At 66.2% G+C, this 13,972-nt stretch carries 11 protein-coding genes and 1 pseudogene; 7 read left to right on the forward strand and 5 right to left on the reverse strand.

What is annotated here, in order from left to right:
- Positions 1–123 precede the first annotated feature (123 nt).
- Both N5D20_RS21740 and fhuE read left to right on the forward strand, forming a co-directional pair.
- Positions 124–675 (forward strand): M23 family metallopeptidase, encoded by a 552-nt coding sequence (locus N5D20_RS21740; RefSeq protein WP_217014219.1) that lies wholly within the window; start codon positions 124–126, stop codon positions 673–675.
- A gap of 172 nt (positions 676–847) precedes the next feature.
- Positions 848–2,985 (forward strand): annotated as a pseudogene (gene fhuE, locus N5D20_RS21745) (ferric-rhodotorulic acid/ferric-coprogen receptor FhuE).
- A gap of 132 nt (positions 2,986–3,117) precedes the next feature.
- On the opposite strand, the gene N5D20_RS21750 reads toward fhuE, so the two are convergent.
- Positions 3,118–5,979, reverse strand: coding sequence for a TonB-dependent receptor (locus N5D20_RS21750; protein WP_197579623.1), 2,862 nt, complete (start codon positions 5,977–5,979; stop codon positions 3,118–3,120).
- Between the two features lie 364 nt (positions 5,980–6,343).
- On the opposite strand from N5D20_RS21750, the gene N5D20_RS21755 reads away from it, so the two are divergent.
- Complete coding sequence (locus N5D20_RS21755; protein ID WP_197579622.1) at positions 6,344–6,685, forward strand: hypothetical protein; 342 nt, start codon at positions 6,344–6,346, stop codon at positions 6,683–6,685.
- Between the two features lie 9 nt (positions 6,686–6,694).
- On the opposite strand, the gene N5D20_RS21760 is transcribed toward N5D20_RS21755, so the two are convergent.
- A complete protein-coding gene (locus N5D20_RS21760; RefSeq protein WP_197579621.1) occupies positions 6,695–7,102 on the reverse strand; it encodes a biopolymer transporter ExbD in 408 nt (135 codons plus the stop codon).
- 151 nt (positions 7,103–7,253) lie between these two features.
- Between N5D20_RS21760 and N5D20_RS21765 the strand changes: the two genes are divergently transcribed.
- The 3 genes from N5D20_RS21765 (at position 7,254) to N5D20_RS21775 (ending at position 10,871) form a co-directional block, all read left to right on the forward strand.
- Positions 7,254–9,239 (forward strand): transglycosylase SLT domain-containing protein, encoded by a 1,986-nt coding sequence (locus N5D20_RS21765; RefSeq protein WP_197579620.1) that lies wholly within the window; start codon positions 7,254–7,256, stop codon positions 9,237–9,239.
- Positions 9,240–9,358: 119 nt separating this feature from the next.
- Positions 9,359–9,595, forward strand: a complete 237-nt coding sequence (locus N5D20_RS21770) for a hypothetical protein (protein ID WP_019338423.1) — start codon at positions 9,359–9,361, stop codon at positions 9,593–9,595.
- A gap of 55 nt (positions 9,596–9,650) precedes the next feature.
- Entirely contained in the window at positions 9,651–10,871 is a 1,221-nt protein-coding gene (locus N5D20_RS21775) for a multifunctional CCA addition/repair protein (RefSeq protein ID WP_197579619.1), read from the forward strand.
- 342 nt (positions 10,872–11,213) lie between these two features.
- Here the strand turns inward: N5D20_RS21775 and N5D20_RS21780 are convergent, their stop codons facing one another.
- From N5D20_RS21780 to N5D20_RS21790, 3 genes are read right to left on the reverse strand one after another with little or no spacing between them, the layout of a single operon-like run.
- A complete protein-coding gene (locus N5D20_RS21780) occupies positions 11,214–11,648 on the reverse strand; it encodes an SseB family protein (protein ID WP_049434238.1) in 435 nt (144 codons plus the stop codon).
- A 49-nt stretch (positions 11,649–11,697) separates the two neighbouring features.
- Positions 11,698–12,033 (reverse strand): hypothetical protein, encoded by a 336-nt coding sequence (locus N5D20_RS21785; RefSeq protein ID WP_053443515.1) that lies wholly within the window; start codon positions 12,031–12,033, stop codon positions 11,698–11,700.
- Positions 12,030–13,073: a S41 family peptidase gene (locus tag N5D20_RS21790; protein ID WP_197579618.1), complete on the reverse strand. Its 1,044-nt coding sequence runs from the start codon at positions 13,071–13,073 to the stop codon at positions 12,030–12,032. Before N5D20_RS21790 ends, N5D20_RS21785 begins: the two co-directional genes overlap by 4 nt.
- Before the next feature lie 417 nt (positions 13,074–13,490).
- On the opposite strand from N5D20_RS21790, the gene N5D20_RS21795 reads away from it, so the two are divergent.
- A complete protein-coding gene (locus tag N5D20_RS21795; protein WP_019338418.1) occupies positions 13,491–13,919 on the forward strand; it encodes a hypothetical protein in 429 nt (142 codons plus the stop codon).
- Positions 13,920–13,972 lie beyond the last annotated feature (53 nt).

A 13,972-nucleotide genomic window follows, 5' to 3' on the forward strand; every position in this document is an offset into this window, starting at 1 on the left:
AGATCGCCTGGGGCGTGTTCAAAAGCGGCCGAGACTTCGATCCGGCCATGCTGAAGGTCGGTCAAGCCTGCTTCCAGCAGGCTTGACCACGAACATAGGATCTCGACTCTACACTCCGAAACCATGAGCACATCGCCCTCCCCCGCCCACCGCCTGCGCCGCTGGCTGCTGCGCGGCCTGTGGCTGGCCATTGCCGTCCTTGCGATGATGGCGTTGTGGAACAGTCCCTGGGCCGCCGCACCGAAGATGCTGTGGGCACTCTCACGGATGCCGCCAGCCGCCGAGCTGCCGGTACCGGTGGACGGCGTGCGGCCACGCCAGATTGCCGATACCTTCGGTGCGCCGCGAGGCCGTGACCGCTCCCACGCCGGCATCGACATCTTCGCCAGGCGCGGCACGCCAGTGCGCAGCGCCACGGCCGGTGTCGTCGCGGATGTCAGCGAACGTGGGCTCGGCGGGCGCCAAGTGTGGGTGATCGGGCCCGGACGCGAGCGCTACTACTACGCGCACCTGGAAAGCTGGGCCGATGGCCTGGCGCGTGGCCAGGTGGTCCAGGCCGGCGACCTGCTCGGCCATGTGGGCGACAGCGGCAACGCCAAGGGCACGCCGCCGCACCTGCACTGGGGCATCTACGGCACCGACGGCACCCGCGACCCGCTGCCACTGCTGCGCTGACCGCCATTGCGTACCCGCGCACTGATCCGTTCATGATTTGTAAATAGGAATAGTTCGTATTACCATTTCTTTCGTTTCCGGTGGTGCCAGGACGGCCTGCCCGTCCTCTCCCTACCCGTAGCGCCTCGCCTCCTGGATGCCGGCCGATCGCGCGTGCTCGCCCAGGACCCCCATGAACCGTTCCGCCTTCCGTACCCCGCCGCCGCAGCGGCTGTCCGTTGCCGTGCTCGCCGTTCTCTGCGCCGTGGCCCCGGCCGCCTTCGCCGACACCGCCGCCGACCCGACCACGCTGGACAAGGTCGTCGTCAAGGGCGAACGCGCCGAAGGCTACTCGGTGCGCCGCACCTCGGCCGGTACCCGCTTCGATCTGGCGCCGCGCGAGATCCCGCAGTCGGTCAGCATCATCAGCCACCAGCGCATCGAAGATCAGAAGCTGGACGACATCATCGACGTGCTGGCCAACACCACCGGCGTCACCAGCACCCAGTCCGACAGCGAGCGCACCGAGTTCTACGCGCGCGGCTTCTACATCGATGCCTACCAGTCGACGGCCTGCCGACGCAGATGGTGCAGAACTGGAGCTACGGCGATTCCGGCCTGGACCTGGCGCTGTATGACCGCGTTGAAGTGGTGCGCGGTGCCACCGGCCTGCTCAGCGGTGCCGGCAATCCGTCGGCGTCGGTGAACCTGATCCGCAAGCATGCCGACAGCGCCGAACTGACCGGCAGCGTCTCGGTGAACGTCGGCAGCTGGGGCCGCACCCGCACCACCGTGGACGTGGGCAGCGCGCTCAACGCCAGTGGCACGGTGCGCGGCCGGGTGATCGGCAGCTACCTGGACACCGATGGCCAGATGGACCGCTACAACCAGCGCAAGACGCTGGGCTACGCCGTCATCGACGCCGACCTGACCCCGGATACGCAGCTGAGCGTGGGCTACGACTACCAGCAGAAGCGCGCCAATGGCGCGACCTGGGGCGGCTTCCCGATGTGGTACGCCGATGGCAGCCCGACGAACTATCCGACCTCGTTCAATCCGTCGCCGGACTGGACCTACTGGGATACCACCAGCAAGCGTGCGTTCGCCACCCTGCAGCACGCCTTCAGCAATGGCTGGAAGTTCAGGATCGGCGCCACCCACGACCGCACCAAGGCCGATGACAAGCTGTTCTATCCGGCCTACACCGCGTTCGACAAGGCCACGGGCACAGGCGTCACGCCGATGGCCGGCTTCTACAACACCGAGCGCAAGGTCGATGGCATCGATGGCTACATCGACGGCCCATTCCAGCTGTTCGGCCGCGAGCACCAGTTCATGGCCGGCCTGAGCTACAACAAGCGCGAGTTCGCCAACTACGGTGACTTCCAGATGGGCGGCCCCGGCACCGGCTGGAACCCCTTCAGCTCCTATCTCGACTGGACCGGCAACATCGCCCAGCCGAACTGGAACCCGCTGGCGCTGGCCAGCCAGGGCACCATCACCCAGAAAGCCGGCTATGCCGCCGCGCGCCTGTCGCTGGCTGATCCGCTGAAGCTGATCCTCGGTGCGCGCTACACCCACTGGAAGAGCGAAGGCGAGAACGACGACCGCGAACACAAGGTGACCACCCCGTACGCCGGCCTGGTGTATGACATCAACGACACCTACTCCGCGTACGCCAGCTACACCGAAATCTTCCAGCCGCAGACCGCGCGCGACCGCAACGACCGTTATCTCGATCCGGTAGACGGCAAGAGCTACGAGGTGGGCGTCAAGGGCGCCTGGTTCGACAACCGTCTGAACGCCTCGCTGGCGGTGTTCCGCATCGAGCAGGACAACGTCGCCCAGGTCACCAGCGAACCGATCATCGGCCGCCCGGGCGAGTTCGCCTCGATCGCTGCGCGCGGCACCGTGAGCCGTGGCTTCGAGTTCGAAGTGAACGGCGAACTGGCCCCGGGCTGGAATGCGACCTTCGGTGCTTCGCGCTATGTGGCCAAGGACATCAACGGTGCCGACATCAACACCAACCTGCCGCAGACCGCGCTGAAGCTGTTCACCAGCTACACCCCGCAATCGCTGCAGGAATTGACCGTCGGCGGCGGTGCCAACTGGCAGAACCGCATCTACTACGCCGCACCGGTGGTGGGCCGCTTCGAACAGGAAGGGTATGCGCTGGTCAGTGCCTTCGTGCGCTACCGCATCTCGCCGGAGTTCAGCGTGCAGGCCAACCTCAACAACCTGCTGGACGAGAAGTACTACTCGCAGATCACCGGCTACGGTGCGTACGGCGATGGCCGGAATGGCTCGCTGACGTTCACCTGGGCGTTCTGATCAGGCGCGGGGCACGATCGCCCCGCACCTGTAGAGCCGAGCCCACGCTCGGCTGATTCTCTGAGCCGAGCGTGGGCTCGGCTCTACACCAGCAAGGCAGCGCCGGAACTGACCGGCACTGCCACCGTTACATCAGAAGCGCAGGTCCGCGCGCAGGTACCAGTAGCGGCCACGCGGGATGTCATAGGTCGAAGCGTCGTAACCGTTCAACGAGCACGACAGGCAGATCGGCGGATCCTTGTCGAACACGTTGTTCAGGCCGGCCGTCAGCTGCAGCCCCTTCATCCAGTCGATCTTGTAGCCCACCTGCATGTCATGGAAGGTGGTGGCCGACAGCGTATTGGTGCCCGCAGCCTGGTTGCTGCAGACCGGAAACACGGAAGCGTCACCGCAGTTTTCGGTCAGTTCGGAGATATGCCGCACGGTCCAGTTGGCGCTCCAGCGATCCAGCGTCCAGCCGATGCTGGCATTGCTGGTCCATTCCGGAATCGAGCTGTCGGCCACTTCCACGCCCGGCTTCTGCGGCTGCTTCTGGCCCGCCGCACCGGTGGCTTCGTAGCGACCCACGAAGGTGTTCTTCCAGCCCAGCTTGAACTGACCGATCGAGCTCTGCGGCAACGTCCAGAACAGATCCACATCCCAGCCATCGGTCTTGATCGAACCCAGATTGGTCAGGCGGTTGTTGAAGCTGCTGACCGCGCCGGTGCTGGCACGGGTGATGCCGTTGCAGTAGATCGGGTCCAGCGTGTCCACGCACAGGTCCAGCTGGGTCTGCGCGTTGATTGCCTGGATCGCGCCGTCGATGGCATGGCGGTAGAAGGTCACTTCCACATCGAAGCGTTCCGACCACGAACTGTTGCTGCCAAACCATGGGCTCCACACGAAGCCTGCGCTGAAGCTGCGCGAGCGTTCCGGATCCAGCTCGCGGTTGCCGCCAGTGGTCACCGAGATCTGCGAGTTGGCCTGCTGGAACCCGGCCGGTACGCCCAGCGCAGCACAGTTGGCCGCGCTGCCACGCGGCGGCGTACCGCCCAGGCCCACCGAGCACGGATCGAACAGCTGCAGGTCGGCACGCGCGGCCGAGCCGTACAGCTCACCGATCGATGGTGCACGGAAGCCTTCGGCATAGGTCGTGCGCAGCACGAAGTCATCGGTCACCTGCCAGCGCAGGCCGTACTTGGGCGTGAATTCACCACCGAAGGTGGAGTAGTCCGAGTAGCGGCCGGCCAGGCTCAGGTCCAGCTTCTTGCCGAAGGTCGAATCGGCGAAGATCGGCACGCTCAACTCCAGATAGGCCTCGTTGACGTCATAGGAGCCCGAGGTCGGCTGCGAAGGCACGCCGTTGTAATGGCCGGCCACCGTCAGCGGATCGGGCTGGTACGAACCCTCGTACTTGCGATACTCGAAGCCGGTAGCGAACGACACCGGGCCGGCCGGCAGCGTGAACAGGTCGCTGGACAGGTTGGCGGTGAACAGGCTCAGTTCGTTCTGGCTGCGGTCACGCACCACCGGCTGGATCCACTTCAGCATGTCCGGGGTGATCGAACCGACACCGCCGAAGATGTTCAGCGGCACGCAGCCCGGCGTCGCCGCACAGACCGACGGATCGCCCAGCGCCATGTTGACGTTGTAGATGTTGTAGCTGCCGTAGTTGGTCTGTTCGGCCTTGTTCTTGCTGTACATGCCGTTGACGTCCCAGTACCAGCTGCGGTCAGCCGCCTGGAAGTTGCCAACGAAGCCGGTGGCGAAATACGTGGTGTCCACTTCCTGCTTGAACACGCGCGCGCCGCCTTCCACCGGGCGGCGGCCGATCAGGCTCAGGTTGTCACCCGAGACCAGGTCGAAGCCGAACGGGTTGTACGGATTGAGCGCGGACACGGTGATGTTGTCGGCCAGTGGATTGCCGGTGGCACCATCGGGGCCGAAGAACAGCGGCTCCGGGCCGGCCTGGTTGGTCGACTCACGACGGTTGCCCAGTGCCTTGACGTACCACTGCACGTTGTCGGTGATGTCGAAGCGGAACTGGCCGAACAGGCCTTTACGCTCCGAGGGCGTCAGCACCATGTTGTACTCGGCGAAATTGAACCGGTCGGCGCTGGTGAAGCAGTGATAGTCATCGGTGCGCGCGCAGCCGGCGCTGCCGTCGTAGCGCGGGTTGCTCACGCCGGTATTGGGCACGATGTTCTGCACCGCGCCGGTGTTCGGGTCGGTGAACATGAAACGACCCTGCGGAATGCCACCGCTGCCGAACGCCAGCCCGGTGCCGGGAATCGGGAAGCGCGACTGCTCGCGGTCCTTGGCAAACACCGGATCCTGCTTGGTCCAGCTGGCGCCCAGGAACAGGCTGAAGCGGTCGCCGCTCTTGCCCCAGGCCAGGTCCACGCCCTTCTGCGTGCCATCGCCCTTGCTGTACTCGCCATAGTTCAGGGTCACCTGGCCGCCATCGAAGTCACGGCGGGTGATGATGTTGACCACGCCGGCAATGGCGTCGGAACCGTACAGCGACGACGCGCCATCTTCCAGCACTTCGATGCGCTCGACGATGGCCAGCGGAATGGTATTGAGATCGGTGGCCGAGCCGACGCCGGATGCGGATGACTCATTGACCCAGCGGATGCCGTCGACCAGCACGAGCACGCGCTTGGCGCCCAGGTGGCGCAGGTCCACCTGCGCCGAACCGGCACCTACACCACTGCCATCGGGCGGGAAGCCGAAGTTGCCGGACGAGTTGAACTTGGCGTTGAGCGCCGAACCGGAACCGGTGAGCTGCTGCAGCACTTCGCCGATCGAGGTCAGGCCGGTGCGTTCGATGTCGCCGCGGCTCAAGGTCTGGATCGGCACCTGGCCTTCCACCTCAGCGCGCTTGATGCGGGTACCGGTGACTTCCACCGCATCCAGGTTGGTGGTGGATTGTGCAGCGGCACCCAACGGTGCCAGAGTCATCACGCACAGCGCGACGGCAACCGCCAAAGGGCGGTGGTGCAGGTGATTCATTCGCTCTCTCTCCAAAGGAATGTCGGGACATGGGCTGCCGCACTCCCTCCCTGCATGGCGGCGCCGTCTCCTTTGTAAACAAGTGGTAAAAATCGCGGCGTGATGATCGACACTCTTTCACGCGGAATTGACGCAATTGCAGGCCGATTGCGTCAGATAGCTGCAGGTTATGACCGGACGATACTGTTCACCGCAGGCAGCCTTGATGCAGGCTGCGACAGCGCGCGCCGGTAGCTTCCGCATTCACAGAAAAGGCCTTTGCCGGACCGTTTCAGGAATAGTTTGAAAATTCCTTCATTCAGGAGGCCCCACCAGTCGACCCAGCGCAGACTCGCACCTCCAGCCATTCGCGGGAGGGCCGAATATGAAAGCAGTGACTGCCGTGCCGGGCGTCACGATGGTGATGACGCTGCTTCTTTCCCTGGCAGGTGAATCGAGAGCAGGCGGCGTGATCGAGTGCAACAACTGTCCCTCTCCCAGCGATGCGGCCTTGGCCTCGGGAGAGGGACTGACGGTTGTGGTGGATTTCGAGAGAGCCGAGTTGACTGCTTTCGACGTTGAACATGACCCTGAGCGCAGAAAGTGGCGAGCACATCCGACCCCGGTTCCAGCGCAGATTGAAATGGCTTTTCTGCGGATCCTGGATGCGACGCTGTCAGCAGAGCAAGCGCCGCTCATGCAGCAATCACCGCATGAGCAGCAGTGAGACAACGCCCTACCGCACGAACGCAATGCGCTCCATGCCAGTGGCTTCGGCCGCAGCCAATATCCGCGCCATGCCTTCGTACTCGGCCGCCGGATCGGTGGCGATGCGCAGCTCCGGCAGGTTGCCGGCATGTTCGCCCGCCTGTGCCTGCAGGCGCGCCTGCAGTTCGCCGATCGCCATCGGCTGGCCATTCCAGCTGAGCTGGTTGGCAGCGTCCAGGCGCAGCTCGATCGGCGGTGGCGGTTCGGGACGATCGATCGTGCGATCGGTGGCCTGTGGCAACTGCACGGCAATCGGCCGGGCCACGATCGGCGCGGTCACGATGAAGATGATCAACAGCACCAGCATCACATCCACCAGTGGCGTGACATTGATGTCCGCCAGCGGGCCGCTTCTTCCTGCGCTACTGAACGCCATGTGCCGCTCCCTGCAGCCGGGCCGTTCGCCCAAGGCCGACGTTACGACGCCTCCCATCCGCTGCGGCAGTGGCCTGCGCGGGGTCATTCAGCTGTCGTTGCCGACGCTCGGCGTGCACGCAATGCGAAACTGAATTCAGCCATCGCCCGCTATGCTGGTCGCCATGACCCGACGCACTTCAACTGCCCTGTCCCTGCTGCCCTTGGCCACCACGCTGCTGATCGGCTGCGCCAACGCCCAGTCCCTCGACGCCCAGAACGCGCAGCTGAAGGCTGCGATCGCTGCCGCCGAACGCGGCCAGTTCGATCCCGGCCAGGCCGCTGCACTCAGCCGCCATCCGGCTTACGGATGGCTGGAGTACGCCAACCTGCGCCGCAACATCGACACCGTCGATACCGCGCAGGCACAGGCCTTCCTCAAGCGCTATGACGGCCAGGCCGTGGCCAGCACGTTCCGCAGCGTGTGGCTGCCCTCGGTCGCACGCCGCCAGGACTGGCCTACCCTGCTCGCCAACTGGGTCCCCACCGACAACGCCGGCCTGCGCTGTGCGCAGCTGACCGCGCGCCAGGTGACGGGCAAGGTCGATCCGCAGTGGATCAGCGAGGCGCAGGACCTGTGGCGCAAGAACGGCAAGTCGCTGCCGGACAGCTGTGATGCCGTTTTCGCCGTGCTGCAGGCGCAGGGTGGCCTGAGCGACGCCCTGCGCTGGGAACGCATCGATGCCGCCGCCGACGCCCAGCAGCCGGCCGTGATGCGCAGCGCTGCACGTGGCCTGCCTGCCACCGAGTTGGCGCTGGCGAACACCTACGCCGCCTTTGTCGACAGGCCCAATGCCAGCGCCCTGAACTGGCCGCGCAACGAGCGCAGCCGGCGCATCGCCACCGATGGCCTGGCCAAGCTGGCCAAGGCCGACCCGGCCGCCACCGAACAGCAGCTGCCGCAGTATGCCCAGGCGCTGGGCCTGAGTGCCGAGCAGCAGGGCCAGGTGCTGTACCAGATCGCACTGTGGACGGTGGCTTCCTACCTGCCCGATTCGGCGCGCCGCCTCAACGCGGTGCCGGAATCGGCGTATGACGAACGCCTGCACGAATGGCGCGTGCGCGAAGCGATGTCGCGCGGTGACTGGCCGGCGGCGCTGACCGCGATCCGCAAGATGGCCAGCAAGCAGCGCAGCGACCCGCGCTGGCGCTACTTCGAAGGCCGCATGCTGGAGAAGACCGGGCAGGCCCAACAGGCGCAGCCGTTGTTCCGCGATGCGGCGCGTGCCCCCACCTTCCACGGTTTCCTGGCCGCCGACAAGCTGCAGCAGGGCTACACGCTGTGCCCGTGGAAGCCGAATGACAGCGCGCAGGCACAGGCAGTGGTCGCGCGCGATCCGGCCATCCAGCGCGCGATGGCGCTGTACCAGATCGACCGCGCCAGCTGGGCCGTGGCCGAATGGAACAGCGCGCTGTCGCGCTTCGATGACACCCAGCGCCGCCTGGCGGTACGCGTGGCGCAGGACAACGGCTGGTTCGATCGTGCGGTGTTCGCGCTCGGCAAGCAGCCGCAGGAGCAGCGCCTGTACGACCTGCGCTTCCCGCTGCACCACGACGCCACCATCCGCCGCGAGTCGGCACGCAATGCCATCGACCCGGCCTGGGTGGCTGCGGAGATCCGAGCCGAAAGCACCTTCACCCCGCGCGCGCGCTCGCCTGCCAACGCCATGGGCCTGATGCAGGTGCTGCCGGCCACCGGTGCCGGCGTGGCCAAGTCGATCGGCCTGACCGGCTACGGCGGTGCCGACAGCCTCTACGACCCGGACACCAACATTGCCATCGGCACCGCCTACCTGCGCCAGCTGATGAACAAGTACGACGGCCTGCCGTACGTGACCATCGCCGCCTACAACGCCGGCCCGACCCCGACCGCACGATGGCAGGGCCAGCGCCCGGGCTTTGATCCGGACCTGTGGATCGAGACCATCAGCTACAAGGAAACCCGCGAGTACGTGGCCCGCGTGCTGGCCTTCAGCGTGATCTACGACTGGCGCCTCAATGGTGATGCGCTGCCGCTGAGCGACCGCCTGATGGGCCGCCTGGTGGACAAGCGCAAGAGCTTCAGCTGCGCGGCCAACGCCGACCAGGGCGGCGATTGATCGCACTGCATCTGTAGAGCCGAGCCCATGCTCGGCTGCGGTTCGTTCCGGTCGCGTTGCCACATGATGAGCCGAGCATGGGCTCGGCTCTACACGATCGCCCCGGGGAGGGGAACGCAATGAGCCTGCTGGCCTGGATCGGGATATTCGCCGCCTGGAGCCTGTTCGCCACCTGGGTGCTGCGCTGGGGTGGCGCGGCCTGGATGGAAGGCTGGAAGTCGCTGGCCTTCGTCGACAGCTGGGGCAGCCTGTGGGACGAAGCGCAGATCAAGCTGTACGTCCTCTGCCTGTGGATCGTCTACGGCCTGTGGTTCCTGGCCGGCCTGTTCGTGCCGGAGTGGCGCGGCCTGCCGTGAGGCCTCTGCATCGGTCGTGCCGGAACATCTGCGCCGGCCATGCGATCATCCCCCCATGAAGATCTATCTTGTCGGCGGCGCCGTACGCGACCGCCTGCTGCAGCGCCCTGCCGGCGACCGCGACTGGGTGGTGGTTGGCGCGACGCCCGCGCAGATGGAAGCGCAGGGCTACACCGCCGTCGGCCGCGATTTCCCGGTGTTCCTGCATCCGAAGACGGGTGAGGAATACGCGCTGGCGCGCACCGAGCGCAAATCCGGCCGTGGCTACCGCGGCTTCGTGGTCGATGCCGATCCGGCGGTGACGCTGGAAGAGGACCTGCAGCGCCGTGACTTCACCATCAACGCGATTGCCTGCGACGAAGACACCGGCACGCTGGTCGATCCCTATGGCGGTGTCCGCGACCTGGAACAGCGCGTGCTGCGCCATGTCGGGCCGGCCTTCGTCGAGGATCCGCTGCGCGTGCTGCGCGCGGCGCGCTTCATGGCCCGTTTTGCACCACTGGGCTTCAGCGTCGCCGAAGAGACCCTGGCACTGATGCGCGAGGTCGCCGCCAGTGGTGAACTGGACGCGCTGGTGCCGGAACGCGTCTGGCAGGAACTGCGCAAGGCGCTGGTAAGTGAACGGCCCTCCGCCTTCCTGCGCACGCTGCACGATGCGCAGGCACTGGGCCCGATCCTGCCCGAACTGGAAGCACTGTACGGCGTACCGCAGCGTGCCGAATTCCACCCGGAAGTCGACACCGGCATCCACCAGGAAATGGTCAGCGACATGGCCGCGAAGCTCGCCCCCGGCGATGACCTGGTCGGCTTCGCTGCCCTCACCCACGATCTCGGCAAGGGCCTGACCCCGCCGGAGGAGTGGCCGCGCCACATCATGCACGAGCAGCGCGGCATCAAGCCGTTGAAGGCACTGTGTGCGCGGTTGAAGATTCCCACCGAGCACCAGCAGCTGGCCGAGGCAGTTTGCCGCGAGCACTTGAACGTGCACCGCATCGACGAACTTCGCGATGCCACCGTGCTGGAACTGCTGGGCCGCTGTGATGCGCTGCGCCGGCCGGAGCGCGTGGCCCGCATCGCACTGTGCTGCGAGGCCGACAAGCGCGGCCGGCTCGGCTTCGAGGACGCCGACTACCCGCAGGGCGAAACGCTCAAGCGCCTGCACCAGGCGGCGCTGTCAGTGCAGGCACGGGATCTGGATACGACACACCTGAAGGGGCCGGCCATCGGCGAAGCGCTGGCCAAAGCGCGGGTGAAAGCCATCGCCGCCGCCCGCTGAAGCACCTGGTGATGCCGGCTGCTGGCCGGCACCGATCGCCCGTCTATCGACGACGCTTACGCGAGAAGTGGTCGACAGCATGAGCACCCAACAAGATGGGTTGCATCAAGAGGAACAGCCATCCACCCAGCCGGAGTGTCTCCACCGAATTGAACCGGGTGATGAACGCAGCTACCAGTGCCAAACCCGCAACAAGGCCGATCTCATAGACCCACAGCGATCGGTTAGAACGCTTGCCCACGATGCTCCTCTCCATTGAACAGGATGCACTTGCAAGCCATCGCCGCCGTCCGGCACCACGGGTAGTGCCGGCCGCTGGCCGGCAACCAGACAATCGCGGGATCAGTGCGCCATCCCACGGGTGATCGCCGCCGCACGCTGCTTCAGCTGGGCCACGGCATCGGGAATCATCTCCATGCCCACGTCCAGGCCCGGGTTCAGCACCAGGCCGACGCCGTCGCCGATACCGGCCAGCAGCGCGTGCACCGCGATCGGCATGGCGTGGGCGAACTGCGGCAGCTGCTCGTGCCACAGGCCGGCGCGCTCGGGCGCGGTGAACACCGCGAACATCGGCTCGCCGCTCTCGCTGGTCAGCACCAGCGGCGAGATGCTCTCGTCCCAGGCGCCATCTTCGCCAATGGCCTTGTCCAGCAGCACGAACGCCGTCGAGGTCAGCAGGCCATCGAGGAACTGCGCTGCGGTCAGCGTGCCATCCTGGGCCTGCAGCAGGCGCTCCTCGAGGTCGTTGAGGGGTTCGAACGGGGTGTCGTGGTCCATGGTCGGTTCCGGTACGTGATTGCAGGACAGACTTTAACAGGCCCTGTCCTCAACCGAGGAATCCGTGCCGCCACAGCCAGCCCAACGCCGCCAGACCGGCCACCACCACCAGCATCAGTGGTAGGCCGAAGCGGTGCCGCCACGGGATCGGCACCCCACCCAGCTGCTGGTCCACGGTGTCGGTATCCAGCACCCAGCCGTGCCCGCACCGGGTGCAGGCCAGCTCATAACGGCGCTGATAGGTGAACCCGAACAGCAGGTCGATGCGCGCCATCTTGTAGCGCAGCTGCGGGGCGAATTCGGTTTCCGTCTGGCAGCGCAGGCAGTGGTGGGCTTCGGTGGGGCCGACGATCAGCACCCGTTCCTGTTGGCCGATCAGGATCATGACCGGGTGCCCTGGCAGGCGGGCTGGGCCAGCAGCCAGGCTTGGGCGGCGGCCACGGTGGCGGCGTCACCCTCGACGCGCTGGTCGGGCTCGATCTTCAAGCCGTCGCCACGATCATTGCGGTCCCGCATCACGCTGGTGGTCAGCAGCAGGCGGCTGCCATCGGCAAGCGTGTGCACGACATTGCCAGTGGAGACACCCGCAGTGGGCTGACCGAAACTCCGCGTCTGCGGACGACCACGCCACGCCAGCGCCGAGGCCTCGCCCGAACTGCCGGTGCGCGGTCCGAACAGCACTGCCACCGGCGCGCCGGGCTGCCGCTGCACATACCCGGACTGGCCGAAGTCCAGCACCGGCTTGCCTGCACGCTGCACGGCGGTCGCGGTCAACGTCCAGCGCTCCGGCCCCTGTGCGGTTTCGAACGACCCCACATCTTCGTTGTTCACCACCGAGGTGCGCAGCAGCGGTGCCATGCCCAGCAGCATCGGCCACATGTTGCCACCGCTGTTGTCACGCAGGTCGACGATCCAGCCACAGCGCATGCCGTCGTCCTTGCTGCGGATGACCTGCTGCCACCGCGCGGCGCGCTGGATGTTCTGACGGAACGCTTCCTGTGGCGTCGCGCCGGGCGTGGAGGCATATCCCTCGATGACCAACCAGCCGATGCGCGCATCCACCGCATCGGCGGCCTTGGCCCTTTCCACGGCGGCGGCGCCGACCTGCTGCGCGCGCGCAAGGGATTCGCTCTGGCGCTGGGTCGTCGTCCATACGCCATGATTGCCCGTGCTGACCGCAATGGCTTCGCGCAGCAACGCCAGCCGCTTCACGGGCTCGCCCTGCACCGATTGCAGTCGTGTGCGGGTGGCAGGCCAGTCCACCCGGTCGCGATACAGCGCCTGCCGTTCAAGCAGGTTGAGGATCTCGGCCTCCGCCTCCGGCGAGGGCACTTCGATTGCCTTGGGCGTATCGGCCATGGCGTTGGCAGCCACCAGCGCGATCACCAGCGCAGCAGTACGACGCACTCCCTTGCGAACCTGCATGTGACGTTTCCTTGTCGTTGAGTCAGGCGCGCAGCATAGCCCGCAGGTGATGGCTTCCGCCATGCGCGGACTGTCGCATCTGGCTCCGCCGCGGATTGCAGCAAGACAGCTTGCACGCGATCAGCAAATTGCAACTTTGCCCATGTCATCGCCACGTAGAACGCGAGAAGGTTGCCTCCGTCGGCGCCTCCTGCGCTGGCCGGGATTGGCGTCCTGAATGAAGCTACCTGAAGTCGGGCTTGCGACCATGTCGCGGGCTCGAATAATGCACCGTCCGTCGTTCTACGGCGGGCGGTGTGTGGGGATCCTTCGGATCCGCCGGCTTCGTTTCCTTTGGGTAGCTTCACCGGCACGCCAACCCGCACCGCCCGCCACCTTGCATCCCTGCAGGTGGCCCAGCCTTGTGAGGTTGCTGCCATGACCACGCTCTATCCCACCTATCCACGTCTGCATGTACTGCTCGGTGCCGCAATGCCCGGCCTGCAGCTCTCCAATGCCGCAGCCGAAGCGTTGGAAGATGCGCTCACAGAAGCCCATGAACACGCTCCGCCGCCGGCCTTCTTCGCCCGGTTGCACGGCATCGCGCAAAGCCACGCCGCCGATGGTCAGGTCTGGCGCGAACGGCAGCTCAGCGATGTGCGTGGCCGGGAACTGGCGGAGGCGACGCGCTGCTTGGCAGCATTGTCTGCGTGCGGTGGGGTACTGCTGGCTGCACAGTCGGCGCGCGAGACGGACGACGCGCAGGCGCAGTGTCCGCCGCAGGTGGAGGAAGGCCTGCTGCACGCGGTGGTGGTGTTGGCCGATCATGCCAGCGCGCTGGTGGCGCCGGGTGCATGCGCGGGGTAATGGCACCGATGGATTCGTGTCGACCAAGGTCGACACCTACCAGAGCCGAGCAT

The organism is Stenotrophomonas sp. GD03877 (assembly GCF_029840555.1).
In the GTDB taxonomy this organism is placed as follows: domain Bacteria; phylum Pseudomonadota; class Gammaproteobacteria; order Xanthomonadales; family Xanthomonadaceae; genus Stenotrophomonas; species Stenotrophomonas geniculata.